12 protein-coding genes and 1 pseudogene are annotated in these 16,970 nt (G+C 64.0%); 8 read left to right on the top strand and 5 right to left on the bottom strand.

Annotation, left to right across the window (positions count from 1 at the left end):
• Positions 1 to 139 precede the first annotated feature (139 nt).
• Positions 140 to 1,477 (top strand): MATE family efflux transporter, encoded by a 1,338-nt coding sequence (locus GEV39_RS02755; protein WP_173887485.1) that lies wholly within the window; start codon positions 140 to 142, stop codon positions 1,475 to 1,477.
• 120 nt (positions 1,478 to 1,597) lie between these two features.
• Positions 1,598 to 2,053, top strand: a complete 456-nt coding sequence (locus GEV39_RS02750; RefSeq protein WP_173887484.1) for an REP-associated tyrosine transposase — start codon at positions 1,598 to 1,600, stop codon at positions 2,051 to 2,053.
• Between the two features lie 106 nt (positions 2,054 to 2,159).
• Here the strand turns inward: GEV39_RS02750 and speA are convergent, their stop codons facing one another.
• From speA to GEV39_RS02730, 4 genes are all read right to left on the bottom strand, one after another.
• Positions 2,160 to 4,073 carry an arginine decarboxylase gene (speA, locus tag GEV39_RS02745; RefSeq protein ID WP_029885908.1) on the bottom strand — a complete coding sequence of 638 codons (1,914 nt, stop codon included), beginning with the start codon at positions 4,071 to 4,073 and terminating at the stop codon, positions 2,160 to 2,162.
• Between the two features lie 142 nt (positions 4,074 to 4,215).
• The gene (locus GEV39_RS02740; protein ID WP_009685768.1) at positions 4,216 to 4,587 is read right to left on the bottom strand and encodes a translation initiation factor Sui1; all 372 of its coding nucleotides are present in this window, start codon (positions 4,585 to 4,587) and stop codon (positions 4,216 to 4,218) included.
• 316 nt (positions 4,588 to 4,903) lie between these two features.
• Positions 4,904 to 5,440, bottom strand: a complete 537-nt coding sequence (locus GEV39_RS02735; protein WP_173887483.1) for an NUDIX hydrolase — start codon at positions 5,438 to 5,440, stop codon at positions 4,904 to 4,906.
• 2 nt (positions 5,441 to 5,442) lie between these two features.
• The gene (locus tag GEV39_RS02730; protein WP_173887482.1) at positions 5,443 to 6,510 is read right to left on the bottom strand and encodes a DUF2333 family protein; all 1,068 of its coding nucleotides are present in this window, start codon (positions 6,508 to 6,510) and stop codon (positions 5,443 to 5,445) included.
• Between the two features lie 248 nt (positions 6,511 to 6,758).
• Here GEV39_RS02730 and GEV39_RS02725 point away from each other — a divergent pair, with 248 nt between their 5' ends.
• From GEV39_RS02725 to accC, 6 genes and pseudogenes are all read left to right on the top strand, one after another.
• Positions 6,759 to 8,114 (top strand): diguanylate cyclase, encoded by a 1,356-nt coding sequence (locus GEV39_RS02725; RefSeq protein ID WP_173887481.1) that lies wholly within the window; start codon positions 6,759 to 6,761, stop codon positions 8,112 to 8,114.
• 1,591 nt (positions 8,115 to 9,705) lie between these two features.
• Positions 9,706 to 10,230 (top strand): annotated as a pseudogene (locus tag GEV39_RS26450) (methyl-accepting chemotaxis protein); the annotation flags it as partial.
• Between the two features lie 205 nt (positions 10,231 to 10,435).
• Complete coding sequence (locus tag GEV39_RS02715; protein ID WP_173887479.1) at positions 10,436 to 12,208, top strand: protein-disulfide reductase DsbD; 1,773 nt, start codon at positions 10,436 to 10,438, stop codon at positions 12,206 to 12,208.
• Between the two features lie 179 nt (positions 12,209 to 12,387).
• Entirely contained in the window at positions 12,388 to 12,843 is a 456-nt protein-coding gene (aroQ, locus tag GEV39_RS02710; protein WP_003255330.1) for a type II 3-dehydroquinate dehydratase, read from the top strand.
• A 98-nt stretch (positions 12,844 to 12,941) separates the two neighbouring features.
• Positions 12,942 to 13,403, top strand: a complete 462-nt coding sequence (gene accB, locus GEV39_RS02705) for an acetyl-CoA carboxylase biotin carboxyl carrier protein (RefSeq protein ID WP_173887478.1) — start codon at positions 12,942 to 12,944, stop codon at positions 13,401 to 13,403.
• Positions 13,404 to 13,420: 17 nt separating this feature from the next.
• Positions 13,421 to 14,776: an acetyl-CoA carboxylase biotin carboxylase subunit gene (gene accC, locus GEV39_RS02700; RefSeq protein WP_009685761.1), complete on the top strand. Its 1,356-nt coding sequence runs from the start codon at positions 13,421 to 13,423 to the stop codon at positions 14,774 to 14,776.
• Between the two features lie 107 nt (positions 14,777 to 14,883).
• Here the strand turns inward: accC and GEV39_RS02695 are convergent, their stop codons facing one another.
• Positions 14,884 to 16,737 carry a sigma-54-dependent Fis family transcriptional regulator gene (locus GEV39_RS02695; RefSeq protein WP_173887477.1) on the bottom strand — a complete coding sequence of 618 codons (1,854 nt, stop codon included), beginning with the start codon at positions 16,735 to 16,737 and terminating at the stop codon, positions 14,884 to 14,886.
• Between the last annotated feature and the right edge of the window lie 233 nt (positions 16,738 to 16,970).

Here is a 16,970-nt window from a genome sequence, read left to right as displayed (position 1 = left end):
TCAGAATAGCCGGGGGCGCTTTGCGCCCCTTTCGCGACACAAGGCCGCGCCCACAAAGGCCTGCGTATGCCGATCAATGTGGGAGCGGCCTTGTGTCGCGATTGGGCTGCGCAGCAGCCCCAGATTCCCAAGGACCGCAATGACTGCACTGACCGCCGACTGGCGCCACCGCCCCACCCACCTCAAGGTTTGGGCGCTGGCCGCGCCGATGATCCTATCCAACATCTCCGTGCCCTTGGTAGCCCTGGTCGACAGCACCGTCATCGGCCACCTGCCCCACGCCCATCAGTTGGGCGCAGTGGCCGTGGGCGCCACGTTGTTCACGTTCATGGTAGGCCTCATGGGCTTCCTGCGCATGGGGTCCACCGGTTTCGCCGCCCAGGCCGCCGGGCGAAGCGACGGCGCGGCGTTGCGCCAGGTGCTGGTCCAAGGGCTGCTGCTGGCGGTCGGCTTCGCCCTGTTGATTGGCCTGCTGTCCATTCCCTTCAGCCAGTTGGCACTGCATGCGATGCAACCCAGCGACGCGTTGCAGCAAGCCACCGAAGACTTCTTCCACACCCGCCTGCTCGGGCTGCCTGCGGCGCTGGCCAGCTATGCCTTGGTCGGCTGGTTCCTTGGCACGCAGAACGCCCGCGCGCCGCTGGCGATCCTGCTGACGACCAACCTGCTGAACATCGCGCTAAACCTGTGGTTCGTACTGGGCCTGGACTGGGGTGTGCTGGGCTCAGCGCGGGCCTCGGTGATTGCCGAGTGGAGTGCCGCCCTGCTTGGCCTGGCCCTGACCCGCCCGGCGCTGCGCGCCTACCCAGGGCAGGTCGCATGGGCAGCACTGAAGCACTGGCAGGCCTGGCGACCGCTGCTGGCCGTGAACCGCGACATTTTCCTGCGCAGCCTGGCGCTGCAGTTGGTGTTCCTGCTGATCACCCTGCAAGGCGCACGCCTGGGCGAGGCGACCGTAGCGGCCAACGCACTGCTGCTCAATGGCCTGCTGCTGACCGCCTATGCGCTGGATGGGCTGGCGCATGCGGTGGAGGCACTGTGCGGCCACGCCATCGGTGCCGGTGATCGCCTCACCTTGCGCCGCTCGCTGGTGGTGGCCTGTGGTTGGTCACTGATCACCAGTCTCGGGTTTGCCGGGATGTTCCTGCTGGGTGGGCACCTGTTCATCGATCTGCAGACCGACATCGACAGCGTCCGCGCAGCGGCTTACCCGTACTTGCCTTACCTGGCGTTGCTGCCATTGATTGCGGTGTGGAGTTATTTGCTGGACGGTTTGTTCATCGGCGCCACCCGCGCGCGGGAGATGCGCAATGCGATGCTGGTTTCGGTGCTGATTGCGCTGCCGGTGGCGGTGGCCATGAGCGGGTTTGGCAACCATGGCTTGTGGTTGGCGTTTCTCGGGTTCATGGGGTTGCGGGCGGTGACGTTGGGGTGGGTGGGGTGGCGGTTGCAGCAGCGGGGGCTGTGGGTTGGCTGAGCGGGGATAGCCCATCGACCGGATAACGCGGCTCCAACTGTCATAGTCAGTAATGATCCACCTGCGCCGATCCTTGTCCCGCCTCCTATCCTGCGAACGGGATGTTCAAAGGAAATCGACATGGATCGTCGCGGCAATCACCGTTTGCGCCAAGGGCGCTTCTCAGAGCCGGGCAGACTGTATCTGCTCACAACCATTACTCGCCAGCGGTACCCCTTGTTCCGCAACCTCTGGTTTGCGCGCGCAGTGATCCGGCAGTTGCAACTCAGCGATCAGCAAGGCGACTGCCGGACTCTGGCCTGGGTATTGATGCCGGACCATTTGCATTGGCTGATCGAGCTTGGGCCAACCCATCTGAGCAAGCTCATGTGCACCTTCAAGTCGCGGAGCAGTTGTGCCCTCTACCGTGCCGGTGCTGCGCGCCAGCACATATGGCAGCCAGGCTTCTACGACCGCGCGCTGCGCAAAGACGAAGATGTGAGAGTTGCCGCACGCTATATCATCGCCAACCCCATTCGCGCCGGTCTGGTGCGCAAGGCGGGTGAATATCCACATTGGGATTGTGTGTGGCTGTGACAGCGCCGGTGAGGGCTTCGCCCTCATTTCGCGACACAAGGCCGCTCCTACAGGGATGAGCTGTAGGAGCGGCCTGTCGCGATGGGCCGCAAAGCGGCCCCGGCATTTACGACGACAGGTACGACGACCGGGTCAAACCAAGCCGCAAGGCATCCAGATACTGCGTGCGCTCACGGGCCGTGATCTTGGCGCTGGCAACCTTGTCGCGGTAGTGGGTCATCAACTCTTCGGGCGACAGGTGCACGTAGCGCAGCATGTCCTCGATGGTGTCGTGGGTCTCGATGCCGGCGTGGTACACGCTGCCATCGGCGTTCTGGTAGATGTTCACCGAGTCGGTGTCACCAAACAGGTTGTGCATGTCACCCAGAATTTCCTGGTACGCACCGACCAGGAACACGCCCAACAGATAATCCTCGCCCTCCTGCACCGCATGCACCGGCATGCTGGTCTCGATGCTCTGCTCGTCGACGTACTGGTTGATCTTGCCGTCGGAGTCGCAGGTCAGGTCCTGCAATACCGCACGCCGCAGGGGTTCTTCGTCCAGGCGGTGCAGCGGGATGATCGGCAGTACCTGGCCAATGGCCCAGGTGTCCGGCAGGCTCTGGAACACCGAGAAGTTGCAGATGTACTTGTCGGCCAGCTTGTCGTTGAGTTCGTCCAGCACCTGACGGTGCGAACGCTGGCGCGCCTTCAACGAGTTGTGCAGGCGGCGGCAGACCGCAAAGTAGCACTGCTCGGCCAGGGCCTTCTCGCTCAGGGTGAGCTTGCCATCGGCATACTGCGCAGCCACGTCACCCATGTAGTGGGTGGCACGCCAGTAGGTTTCGGTCACCATCTCGATGTCGGTCGGGCCAAGCAGGTCGACCAGCCACTGCACGGTCTCGGGCAAGGCTTCCTTGTTCTCGATGGTCGGAACCTGGTCGTTGTGCTTCTCGACGTCGGTCACCTGGATCACCAGCATGGCGTGGTGCGCGGTCAGCGAACGGCCGCTCTCGGAGAAGATATGCGGGTGCGGCAGGCCCTGCGCATCGCAGAACTCCTTGAGCATGCCCACCACCACGCCAGCGTAGTCGTCCATGTCGTAGTTGATCGAACTGGCATTGCGCGAGTGGGTCCCGTCGTAATCGACACCCAGGCCGCCACCCACATCGATGTGGTCCACCGGCAGGCCCAGCGCACGCAGCTCACCGTAGTAACGGATGGCTTCCTTGAAGCCGTGCTGGTAGTCGGCCAGGTTGGCGATCTGCGACCCCATGTGGAAGTGCAGCAGGCGGATGCCCTGGTCCAACCCGGCATCGCGGAAACGCTGGACAACAGACAGCAACTGCGCGGCCGACAACCCGAACTTGGACTTTTCACCCCCGGTGTCGGCCCACTTGCTCGAAGCCAGCGAAGACAGGCGTACGCGCAGGCCAACCTGGGGTTTGACCTTGAGCTCGGCGGCCTCTTCGATCACCAGGGCCACTTCCGACTCTTTCTCGATGACGATGAACACATTGTGGCCGAGCTTCTGGCCCATCAGCGCCAGGCGGATGAATTCACGGTCCTTGTAGCCGTTGCAGACAATGGTGCCGCCTTTGGGCGCCAGCGCCAGCACCGCCAGCAGTTCGGGCTTGGAGCCGGCCTCCAGGCCGATCGACACGTTCTGCGTGGCGATGATGTTCTCCACCACCGCTTCCTGCTGGTTGACCTTGATCGGGTACAGCGCGGTGTACTGGCTCTGGTACTCCAGGCGCGCGATATTGGCGTCGAAAGCGCCGGTCAGCTGGCGAACGCGGTCCTGCAGAATGTCGGGGAAGCGCACCAGCAAGGGCAACGACAAGCCGCTCTGGCGCAGTTCGTCGACCTGTTCGAACAGGTCGATCGGCGCGCTGTTCGGGCCGTTGGGGCGCACTTCGACGCGCCCGGCCTCATTGATGGCGAAATAACCAGCGCCCCAATGGCGGATGCCATAAACACTGCGGCTGTCGGCCACGGTCCATTGGCTACCATCGTCTTTGCGTGTGCGTCGTACGGACATTCAAGTCCCCTATAGATAAGTCGAAGACACTGCCCTGGCGGGCGCAGTGTAAAAGCCGAAAATGACGATTCGTCCGTGCCCCAGGGTAGACCCTGGCCACGGCAACGAGTTTAGAAAGCACTGGGCAAAAATGCGCGCCGGGTCAGCCGCCGGACTTTTTCGCCTTGAAGCCCTGCTTGATCAGCTCGGCGATCAGCAGTTCGACATGGTCGCCCTGGATTTCGATGACCCCATCCTTCAACGCGCCACCGGTACCGCAACGGCGCTTCAGGGTGGTGGCCAGCTCCTTGAGCTGATCGGGCGGCAATGGCACACCGGTGACGGTCGTCACGGTCTTGCCGCCGCGGCCTTTGCTTTCACGGCGCACACGGGCAATGCCATCGCCTTCGGGGATGACCTGCTGCTTGCAGGTACAGGCATCCACCGGCTGACCACAGTCGGGGCAGTGCCGACCGGCGTCGGTGGAGTAAACGAGACCGCCAAGGGCGGCGAAGGAAGAAGCTTTCTTGGCCACTTTTGTTCCTCGGTGCAGAGGACAAAAACTGGTCGTGCCTTGGGGACGAGGCCGACCGCGAAGCCCCACTCTGGCAGGGGCGGCGCTACTGCTGCAAGACATGCGGCAGCCCGAAAAGGGCGCGCAGTGTAACGATAAATGCGGCGGTTGCTAAGTACAGGATTGCGGCATTTTGCGAATGTTTTGCGACTACCCGGGAACTGGGGCTGCTTTGCAGCCCTGTCGCGACGCAAGGCCGTTCCCACAAGGTCCTGCATACGCCAATCGATGTGGGAGCGGCCTCGCGTCGCGAAAGGACCGCGAAGCGGTCCCCAGGTCATCCCAGGCTGGCTTTATAGCGCTGCAACGCCGCCAGCGAATCCGGGCAATACGGCTTCATCAGGCTTTCTTCCTCAGCCTGCGCCAGGCCAATGAACCGCGCCTCGATCACCTCTTCCGGCTGCAACCGCAGCGGCGCATCCGACACCGCCGAATACACCGCACACCACAAACGGTTATCGGGCTGGTCAAAGTAGAACCGCTCATGAAACCGCAGTGCCGCGCCTTCAATGCCCAGCTCCTCGGCCAGTTCACGCGCCGCCGACTCCGCATACCCTTCGCCGGCCGTGACCATGCCACCCGCCGCCACATCCCAGTACCCTGGGTACAGCGCCTTGCTCAAGGTCCGCCGGTGCACACACAGCTCACCGGCAGTGTTGAACAACAGAATGAACGTGCAGCGGCCAATCAGGCCGCGCTCACGCAGCTCGGCGCGGGGCAAGGCGCCCAGCACCTGGTCGGCTTCGTCGACCCAGGCGACCAGCTCGCGGTCGGAAGCGGCCCGGTGGGCGGCCTCGCGCTGGCTGATAGCCATGCTCAACCCTGCGACAGCAGCTGGCGCAGGTCGATGACCGCAGCGTTGGCCCGGGAAATGTAGTTGGCCATGACCAGCGAGTGGTTGGCCCACATGCCGAAGCCGCTGCCGTTGAGCACCATCGGGCTCCACAGCGGCTCTTGCGAGGCCTCCAGCTCACGAATGATCTGCCGCACGCTGACCGTGGCATTCTTTTTCGCCAGTACATCGGCAAAGTCGACCTCGATGGCACGCAGCAAGTGCGACAGCGCCCAGGCCTGGCCACGGGCCTCGTAGAACACGTTGTCGATCTGCAGCCATGGGGTTTCCACCAGCTCTTCGTCCACTTGCGGCGCCTGGCCGGCAACCACCGACTCGGTCTTGAGCGTGGTGTTGAGCTTGACCCGGCCAACGCTGGCCGACAGGCGCTGCGACAGCGAACCCAGGCGGGTGGCGACATCACCCAGCCAGTTGTTCAGGTTGTCGGCGCGGGTATAGAAGATCGCGCCCTTGTCGCCAGCAGCCAGGCGGGTCTGGTAGCGCGACAGCGACTTGATGCCCTCTTCGAACTCCGACTCGCTCGAGGGCAGGATCCAGCTCTTGTTGTCGAAGTTGAAGCGCGGCTCGGCCTTGGCCAGGTCGGCGTCTTCGGTAGATTGCGACTGCGAACGGGCGAAGTCCTTGCGCAAGGCGCGGGACAGGTCGCGCACCTGGACCAGCACGCCGTACTCCCAGCTCGGCATATTGTCCATCCACAGCCCTGGCGGGAAGCGGTCGTTGGAAATGTAACCGCCCGGCTTGTTCAGCAGGGTGCCGGCCACGGTCTTGAGGGTTTCCACGGTGGTGTAGCCAATCACCATCTGCTGGCCATTGTGCTCGGCAGCAGCCTGGGCATTCTGCTGCACCGGGAACAGCGCAGGTTCCTGGCTCCAGTACCAGCCCAGGCCGATGCACACCAGCAGATACAACCCGATCAGGGTTCCCAGGGCTCGGCTCCAGAGGCCGCCAAGGTAGCTACGGGCGGCAGCGCCGCGGCCGTCGACACGCTCACGGGGCTCGGCTTTGGCCTCGCGGTTTTTCCAGTCCAGCATGGCTTTGTCCTTAATCAGTCACGACGGTTCAGGGGCTTTGACCACAGGCCTGCGCCAGGGTGCCACGGCAAGCCCGCGTGGCAGCACTATAAAGCAGACACCGCCTTACGCATAAGCGACCAATCAGTCGGTAACTGAATATTCGTTCTGAACGCAATGTTGATACAGGGCACTCATGCGAGGGAAAAGAGCTGCTAGCATAGAGCCATCATTGCTCCTGCATATCCCAACCTACAAGTAGCCAGGTCATGAGCCAAGCCGTCGAGCCAAGCCCGCTGTGCCCCGACCCGCAACTGTCGCGTAGCGGCCTGCGCAAGGACGACCCCCTTGACGAAGTACTGGTGCCCCTGCGCAAGCCGGTGTACATCCTGTTGCAGGACCACGAGCGGGCCCTGCGCCTGGCCCAGCAACTGGAATTCTTCGGGCTGCTGGTGCAGGCGCTGCCCAACGCTGCAGCCTTTCTGGCTTCGATCGGCGAATACCCACCTGCGGCCATCATCATGGATGTCGACTTCACCGGCAGCGGCCAGGGCCTGCTGCTGGCCGCCCAGGTACAACACGGCCTGGCGCAGAGCATTCCGCTGCTGTTCTTCAGCCACCACGAAGCTGACACACCGACGCGCCTGGCTGCCGTGCGCGCCGGTGGGCAGGACTTTCTGACCGGCAGCCTTGAGGCATCCAGCCTGCTGGAAAAGGTCGAATTGCTGACCAACGCCGGCCCCCACGACCCACTGCGGGTGCTGATCATCGACGACTCACGCACCCAGGCGCTGCACACCGAACGGGTGCTGGCCAGCGCCGGCATGGTGACCCGCAGCCTGACCGACCCGATCCGCACCATGGCCGAGCTGGCCGACTTTCAGCCCGACCTGATCATTCTCGACCTGTACATGCCGGTTTGCACCGGCCCGGAACTGGCCAAAGTGATCCGCCACAGTGACCGCTATGTGAGCGTGCCGATCATCTACCTGTCTGCCGAAGACGACCTGGACAAACAACTGGACGCCATGAGCGAAGGCGGCGATGACTTCCTGACCAAGCCGTTTCGCTCGCGCCACCTGATCACCACCGTGCGCAACCGTGCGGCCCGCGCGCGGCACCTGAAGGCACGCATGGTGCGCGACAGCCTGACCGGGCTGTACAACCACACCCATATCCTGCAATTGCTTGAGGACTGCAGCTTCCGCGCCCGCCGTGAGCAGCAGCCGTTGAGTTTCGCCATGCTCGACATCGACCATTTCAAGAAGATCAACGACCGCCACGGCCACCCCATGGGGGACCGGGTAATCAAGAGCCTGGCGCTGTTCCTCAAGCAGCGCCTGCGCAAGACCGACTTCATTGGCCGTTACGGCGGCGAGGAATTCGCCATCGTCATGCCCAATACCGCGCTGGAGGCGGCCTACAAAGTGCTAGACGAGATTCGTCGGCGCTTTGCCGAGATCATCTACCCGGCGCAGCCGCAGGATCTGCAGTGCACCTTCAGTGCCGGGGTGGTGCAGATGGATGAGGGGCTGGACGCGTTGACCATGGCCAGCGCGGCGGATGAGGCGCTGTACCGTGCCAAGCATGCCGGGCGTAACTGTGTAGTACGGGTAGAGCGCTGAAACCGCCCTGCCCGCGAAGTATCAATAGCGCCATCAGATATAGGCACTCTGCCACTTTTTTCTGACGCCAAGCCTTCGGCGTCATCATCCGGTCACACAATCGCCATAACTTCAGCCGCCTACCCCCACTCCCCTCCGCAGGAAGTTCGCGGCTATGCGCCTGAAGTGGCTGACCAATTTCAATACGCTGTTGCTGGTGACTGTGTGTTTCACCCTGGCCGCTACCCTGTGGTGGTCGCAACGGGCGCTGGAACGGCCCTATCAGCTGATGGAGCGCTACCTGGGCCTGTCCCAGCAGTTTCAGCAGCAGGTGGCGGACAATGTCCACGCCTACCTGGGCAGCGGGGATGCCCTGCGCCATGCCGCCGCCACGCAGGCCATCCAGCAACTGCAGGGCGCCCTGGCCGACTGGCCCGCCGAACTGGCGGCCAACCTGCGCCCCAGCCTGGCCAGCCTGCAGGCCTTCACCGGCAACCAGTTGCTGGCGGCGGGCAAGCTGGCTGGCGACCCGCAAGCGCTGCTGTTGCAGGCCGAACGGGAATTGGGGGCCAACTTCGAGCAACTGGCCGGCTACGCCCGCGACAGCGGCACTGCCGAGGCCAACCGCTATTTGCTCCCGCTGCTCGACGCCAGCGTGCACCTGGGCCGGCTGGCACTGGCCCGCGACAAGCTGGTCAGCAGCGGCCGCCCGGAGCTTGCTGACGAAGTGGAGCGTGAGTTGCAGTTGATCCGCAGCCAGGCACAGGCCATCGATGCCCTGCCTTTGCTCGGTGTTACCCGCACCGCAGCCTCTGGTGCCGACGACTTCGCCGCCATGATGGGCCTGCAAACCCAGGCCAGCGCCCGGCAGGAAGACACCGCCGTGGGCCTGAAGCGTGAGCTGCAAAACCTGCTGGGCCGCTACCCGGCCGAATTGCAGCGCACGCGCGAACAGATCGAGCGCCGTGCCGCCCTGGCTGCCAGCACCGGCCAGCGCCTGGAAGCCGTACAGCAAGCCATCGCCGCGCTGGAACCGCAAGTGCGCGCCCAACATGGCCAAATTGCTGGCGAGGTGCGCATCATCCAGGGCCTGATGATCGCACTGATCCTGCTGATCGCCCTGTTGATCGATACCTTGCAGCGGCGCCTGGCGCGCACCCTGACCGGCCTGGCCCCGGCGCTGTCGTGCTGGGCCGAGGGCGACTTCGCCCAGGTGATCGCCCTGGGCAAGACCAACCGCGAATTGCATGACATTCAGGCATCGCTCAACCGCCTGCGCCAGTACCTGGTCGAACTGGTGGGCACCATTCGCCACAATGCCGAACAAGTCGCCGGCAGCAGCCATGCTCTGGCCGGCATGAGCGCCGCGCTGCACGATGGCGCCCACCGCCAGGCCGGCGATACCGGGCAGATCCGCGACGCCTTGGGCGAGCTGGAAGCCACCATTCAGCAAGTGGCCGGTGACGCCAGCGCCGCCGCCCACGCCAGCCGCGATGCCGGGCGTGCGGTGGAACAGGGCCAGGCGGTGATTGGCCAGAGCCTGTCGGGCTTGCGGGAACTGGTCGATGAGGTACAGGGCAATGCGCGCATGATCGAGCAACTGGCCGAAGAGTCGGCCACCATCGGCGGGGTGCTGACGGTAATACGCTCGATTGCGGAACAGACCAACCTGCTGGCGCTGAACGCCGCCATCGAAGCGGCGCGGGCTGGCGAGATGGGCCGCGGGTTTGCCGTAGTGGCTGACGAAGTGCGTTCGCTGGCGCAGCGCACCACCGGGGCTACTGGCGAAATCCAGGCACTGATCGACCGCTTGCAGCAGGCGGCGCGGGAGTCGGTGGCCGGCATGCGCACCCAGCTCGAACACGCCGAAACCACCGCCAACCAGGCCCAGGCCGCCGATGGCGCGCTGGATGAGATCGTCAGCGCGATCCGCACGATCGCCGATACGGCGGTACGCATTGCCGACGTCACCGCGCAACAGACTGGCGCGGTGAGTGAGATTCGTGATCATAGCGAGCGGATTCACGCGCTGGGTGAAGACAACCTACAGCGCATTGGCGAAGGGCGTGAGCAGGGTGAGCAACTGCTGAGCCTCGGCGGGGAGCTGAGCAAGGCGGTGCGGGCCTTCAGGGTCTGAGGTTGCCTTTGCTGGCCTCTTCGCGGCTTAAGCCGCTCCTACAGGGATATCACAGGCTTTGAAAACCGTGCGGTCCCTGTAGGAGCGGCTTCAGCCGCGAAGAGGCCGGCACAGGCAATACACAAGTGGCGCCAGGTGTCGCCGTCCGTTTCAACCTGCGCCAAGTCCGTTATCATGCGGGCACGTTCCACCTCGCGAGTTCGCCATGCGCCGCCTGTTTTTCCTGCTGTTCCTGCTGCTGGCCAGTCCTGCCTTCGCCACCGGCCTGCTCGACAACCGCCCCAGCGCCACCCTCGGCGCCGCTTCGCTGGCCAACAACGCCGACTTCCTGCCAGTGCACGAGGCGTTCAAGCTCGACCTGATCCAGGCCGATGCGCACACCATCAAGCTGCGCTTCATCGCCACCGACGGCTACTACCTCTACCGCCACCGCTTCCAGTTCCACACCGAACCCGCCGACATCGCCTTGGGCACGCCGAACATCCCCAAGGGCGAGGCCAAGCACGATGAGTTCTTCGGCGACGTGGAGGTGTACCACGGCGTGCTCGACATCGAACTGCCGCGCAACGATCCGCGTGCCTTTACCCTGCTGGTGGGCTATCAGGGCTGTGCTGACAAGGGCCTGTGCTACCCGCCGGAAACCGCCCGGCTGAGCATCGATGGCGAAGCCGGCACAAACACCCCTGGCGCAATCGAGCAGGCCTGGAGCTGGAAATCATTGCTGCTGTTCTTCCTCGCCGGGGTCGGCCTGACCTTCACCCCCTGTGTGCTGCCGATGCTGCCGATTCTTTCCGGCGTAGTACTGCGCGGACAGGTCGGTGGGCCACGCGGGCTGGCGCTGTCGCTGGCGTACGTACTGCCAATGGCCGCCAGCTTCGCCGCACTCGGCGCGCTGATGGGCTTGTTCGGCGCCGGCCTGAACCTGCAGGCACGCCTGCAATCGCCTTGGGTACTGGTCCCCTTCGCGCTGTTCTTCGTGGTGTTCGCCCTGGCCATGTTCGGGCTGTTCGAACTGAAGCTGCCACAAGCCCTGAATAACCGCCTGAACAACGTCGCCAACCACACCAAGGGCGGTTCGCTACTGGGCGCTGCAGTACTCGGCGTGCTCTCCAGCCTGCTGGTTTCGCCCTGTGTGTCGGCGCCCCTGGCAGGCGCGCTGCTGTACATCAGCGCCAGCGGCGATGCCTTGGGCGGGGCGCTTAAACTGTTCGCCCTGGGCCTGGGCATGGGCGCGCCACTGTTGCTGGTGGCCACCGGTGGCGCAGCCTGGCTGCCGAAAAGCGGCCCTTGGCTGAACACCGTGAAAAACGCCATCGGCGTACTGCTGCTGGGGCTGGCCATCGGCCTGCTCAGCCGGGTGCTGCCAGGCCCGGTAACCCTGTTGCTGGTCGGCCTGCTTGCCGCGGGCGTGGCACTGTTCCTCGGCGCCTTGGAGTTCGTGGTCAAGACTGCGCGTCAGCGCCTGGCGCAACTGCTCGGCCTGGCCTTGCTGGTATACGCGCTGGCTTGCTGGTATGGCGCCCTCAGTGGCCAGGGCGACCCGCTGCGGCCACTGCCCGTGCCCAGCCAGGCGGCCAGCGCTGGCACTACCGCGGCCACAGCCCAGGCCTGGCAAACCATCACCACCCCGCAAGCCCTGGATGCCGCGCTGGCACAGGCCAAGGCAGCCGGCCAACCCGTGTTGCTGGACTGGTACGCCGACTGGTGCATCAGTTGCAAGGTCATCGAACACGAGGTGCTCAACGCCGCCCAGGTGCAGCCGCAACTGGCGGCGTTCAAGCTGCTGCGGTTCGACATCACCGCGAGCAACGCCGAGCAACGCTCGCTCCTTGACCGGTACCAACTGTTCGGCCCGCCTGCGCTGTTGTTCTTTGCCGCGAACGGCAGCGAAATTACCGCCGATCGGGTGATTGGCGAGACTAATGCCGGGGAATTCGCGCAGATTCTCACGCGCGTGCGCGGCAAACTCGGTCTATAACTTCCCGCGAGCCGGGAAAAATCCTCGATTAGGTGACCAGATTTAAATATTTGGTCACATACTTCGCGCGAACCTCGGACATCGTGCTGGCTATTGCCGGGAACTGGACACTTGCCGTCGCTTTACGGCACACTCGCCGCGCTGTGTCGAATTGCCCTACAAATCCAAGGAATCCACAGATGGCAACGCTACTGGTGCTTCACGGCCCCAACCTCAACCTGCTCGGTACGCGCGAGCCTGGCCACTACGGCGCCGTGACCCTGGCCCAGATCAACCAGGACCTGGAGCAACGTGCCCGCGCCGCAGGCCACCATCTGCAGTACTTGCAGAGCAATGCCGAATACGAATTGATCGACCGCATTCACGCGGCACGCAACGAGGGTGTGGACTTCATCCTGATCAATCCGGCTGCTTTCACCCACACGAGCGTCGCATTACGTGACGCATTGCTTGCGGTGAGCATCCCATTCATCGAAGTGCACCTGTCCAACGTGCACAAACGCGAACCGTTCCGTCACCACTCCTACTTCTCCGATGTGGCCGTAGGGGTGATCTGCGGCCTGGGCGCCAGCGGTTATCGCCTGGCCCTGGAGTCTGCACTGGAACAACTGGCTGCCAACGCACAGCCCAAATGATGAAAACCCCGGCCTCGATGGGCCGGGGTTCCAGAGAAACGTTCTAGATACGTTTTTGTATTTCGCCCCCTGACCGAACCTTTGGGAGTTGATGATTAATGGATATCCGTAAAGTCAAGAAACTGATCGAGCTGCTGGAAGAGTCTGGCATCGACGAGCTGGAGATCAAGGAAGGCGAAGAGTCGGTTCGTATCAGCCGTCACAGCAAGACCCCAGCTGCCCAGCAGTTCTACGCACCGGCCCCGATGGCTGCCGCCCCGGCCGCTGCTGCCCCGGTCGCCGCTGCTGCGCCAGCCGCCGAAGCTGCTGCTGCCCCGGCGCTGAAAGGCACCGTGATCCGTTCGCCAATGGTAGGTACCTTCTACCGCAAACCTTCGCCGACCTCGCCGAACTTCGCTGAAGTTGGCCAGAGCGTGAAGAAGGGCGACACCCTGTGCATCGTCGAAGCCATGAAGATGATGAACCACATCGAAGCCGATGTTGGCGGTGTCATCGACGCCATCCTGGTAGAAGACGGCCAGCCGGTTGAGTTCGACCAGCCGCTGTTCACCATCGTTTGAATCGCGGAGAGCCAACGATGTCTGGGAAGCTCGAAAAAGTCCTGATCGCCAACCGCGGGGAAATTGCCCTGCGGATCCTGCGTGCCTGCAAAGAGCTGGGCATCAAGACCGTCGCCGTGCACTCCACTGCCGACCGTGAACTGATGCACCTGGGCCTGGCAGACGAGTCGGTCTGCATCGGCCCTGCATCGTCGAAGGATTCCTACCTGCATATCCCGGCGATCATCGCTGCCGCCGAAGTGACTGGCGCCACCGCGATTCACCCGGGTTACGGCTTCCTGGCGGAAAACGCCGATTTCGCCGAGCAGGTGGAAAAATCCGGTTTCGCCTTCATTGGCCCGAAAGCCGACACCATTCGCCTGATGGGCGACAAGGTTTCGGCCAAGGACGCGATGATCAAGTCGGGCGTACCGACCGTACCGGGCTCCGATGGCCCGCTGCCGGAAGACGAAGAAGTCGCCTTGGCAATCGCCCGTGACGTCGGCTACCCGGTGATCATCAAGGCCGCCGGTGGCGGTGGTGGTCGCGGTATGCGCGTGGTGCACAAGGAAGAGGACCTGATCGCCTCGGCCAAGCTCACCCGCACCGAAGCCGGTGCTGCCTTCGGCAACCCGATGGTCTACCTGGAAAAGTTCCTGACCAACCCACGCCACGTGGAAGTTCAGGTGCTGTCCGACGGCCAGGGTAACGCCATTCACCTGGGTGACCGTGACTGCTCGCTGCAGCGTCGCCACCAGAAGGTCCTGGAAGAAGCACCAGCCCCGGGTATCGATGAAAAGGCCCGCCAGGAAGTGTTCAAGCGCTGCGTCGATGCGTGCATCGAGATCGGCTACCGCGGTGCTGGTACGTTCGAATTCCTGTACGAGAACGGCCGCTTCTACTTCATCGAGATGAACACCCGGGTGCAGGTTGAACACCCTGTGTCGGAGATGGTCACCGGTATCGACATCGTCAAGGAGATGCTGAGCATCGCCGCAGGCAACAAGCTGTCGTTCCGCCAGGAAGACGTTGTCATCCGTGGCCACTCGCTGGAGTGCCGGATCAACGCCGAGGACCCGAAGAAGTTCATCCCGAGCCCAGGCAAGGTCAAGCACTTCCACGCCCCGGGTGGCAACGGCGTGCGCGTGGATTCGCACCTGTACAGCGGTTATTCGGTACCTCCGAACTACGACTCGCTGATCGGCAAGCTGATCACCTACGGCAAAGACCGCGACGAAGCCATGGCGCGCATGCGCAATGCCCTGGACGAGATCGTCGTCGACGGCATCAAGACCAACATCCCGCTGCACCGCGACCTGGTGCGTGATGAAGGTTTCTGCAAAGGCGGCGTCAACATTCACTACCTCGAGCACAAACTGGCCAACCAGGAGTGATCGTGTAGTGTGATGGACCAGAACCCCGGACTTGTGCCGGGGTTTTTTATTGCCTGCCAGAACAGGGGGCCGCGTCGCGATTGGGCTGCAAAGCAGCCCCCAATGCCCTACCCCTTCATCCGCGGCATCTCGATACGGTGCTCATGCACACGCCGATAAAGCGTTGCGCGCGAAATGCCCAACGCCCGCGCCGCATCGGCCGGCTTCCAGCGATGGCGAATCAGCGCATCCAGCAACAGTTGCCGCGCCGGGCACGACACCCCGCTTGCGACCGAGCCTACCGCCCCACCCCGCACCTCCTGCGGTAAATCCTGCACCCGCACCTGCCCGCCCTCGCAGACCGCACAGGCATAGCGCAACACCTGCCGCAGCTGGCGCAAATTGCCCGGCCAGCGATAAACCAGCAGCGCCTGCAAGGCATCGTCCGCCAGTACAACTTCTACGCCACAGGCCGCGGCCTCTTCGGCCAGCAACTGGTGAATCAGCCCCAACCGGTCCTCCCGCTCACGCAGCGGCGGCAACTCGAAGCGGGCATTGGCCAGGCGGAAGTACAAGTCTTCGCGAAAACGCCCGTCTTCTACCATTGCCGCCAGATCACGGTGGGTGGCACAGATCACCTGGATATCCACCCGCTCCCGCCGCGCCGCGCCCAGCGGCGCCACTTCGCCCTCGGCCAGCACCCGTAGCAACCGGGTTTGCAGGTTCAGCGGCATATCACCGATCTCGTCGAGGAACAACGTACCGCCGTGGGCCTGCTGCAACAGCCCTTGCATGCCTTTGCTGGAAGCACCGGTGAAAGCCCCCGCCACATAACCGAACAACTCGCTCTCGATCAGGCTCTCGGGGATGGCTGCACAGTTCAGGGTCACGAAGGGGCCGTCACGGCGCTGGCTCTGCTGGTGCAACTGACGGGCGAACACCTCCTTGCCGGCCCCGGTTTCACCCAGCACCAGCACGGCCAGGTTGCAGTCCTTGACGCGGGTAGCCAAGCGCAGGTGCTGTTCAATGCGGCTGTGCTGGGCCTGCTGCAGCGGTTGCCCCCGCTGGCGTTGCCGAGGCGCGCTGACCCGGCCGTACAAACCACCCAGGCCAGGCAGGCGCTGGGCCGACGACGCGCTGACCCGGCGTAGCTGGTCCATGTCGAACAGCTCGCCAATGTGCGCCGGCAAACGGCCCAGGCGTTCGACCAGGCGCTGTCGGGCCAGGCTGTTGATGGCCTGCAGGCGACCATCGGCATCCCAGGCCAGCAGGTAATCAGGCTGGCTTTCCACATAGCCCGGCGTGCCATGGGCGCGCATCACCCAGTGGCCCTGGGCAGTGTGCATGAAAAAGGCGTTTTCGATGTCGCGAGCGGTTTGCTCGACCAGCTGACGGATCAGGTGCTGGCTGCGGCGGTCGTCCGGTGACTGCAAGGCAGACACGTCCACCACCCCCAGCAACTCGCCCAACGGGTCGAACACCGGTGCCGCCGTGCAGGTCAGGCCGATGAACGCCGCCCGGAAGTGGTCGCGCTTGTGCACCGTGACCGGGGCCTTGCTGGTGAGCACCGCCGCCACACCGCAGGTGCCCTCCTCGCCCTCCGACCAGCAAGTGCCCAGGTACAGGCCGGCTTTGCGACAGTCGTTGCGAATGGCCGATTCGACCCGGTAGTCGATGGTGCGCCCCTGGGCGTCGGTCAGCAGCACGCAATAGTCGGCGCCCCGCACGCGCTCGTGCAGGCGGGCCACGGCGTCGCTGGCGATGCGCAGAAATAGCTGCGCGCGTTCACGGCACTCATTAAGCAGGCTTTGGGAAAGGATGCGCGGGCCCTGCTGGGAGGCGGGGTCCAGGCGGTACAGCTCCATTGAACGGCGCCATGAATCGAGGATCAGCGGCGGTACCGGCGCCTGCGGCAGGCGGTCGGCATTCTTCAGCACCCTGCTGACGCAATCGACATGGGCTCGGGAGTTCGCGGCAAGCATTCGGGCCCTCCGGTTCTCGTTGCTGTTTTTATCGTTGTTCGGCCATTAAGCGCTTGCGCGCCCGCCCCGACAAGCACTGTGTGGTTACCGGCTGGCTTGAGACGCAGCGTCTCAGCGTCTCGCTCAACGCAGCTGCGCACTGGCACCGGGCGTCTCGCCGCGCCCGCCCTGCAGCCGCCACCAAGGCAGGCCAAAGCGCTCTGCAACGGCCACTTCGGCGCCCTTGGGCAAAG

The organism is Pseudomonas sp. NY5710 (assembly GCF_013305665.1).
GTDB lineage: Bacteria > Pseudomonadota > Gammaproteobacteria > Pseudomonadales > Pseudomonadaceae > Aquipseudomonas > Aquipseudomonas juntendi.
Note: the sequence above shows the minus strand (reverse complement) of the source record. Positions and strands in the feature narration are given on the sequence as shown.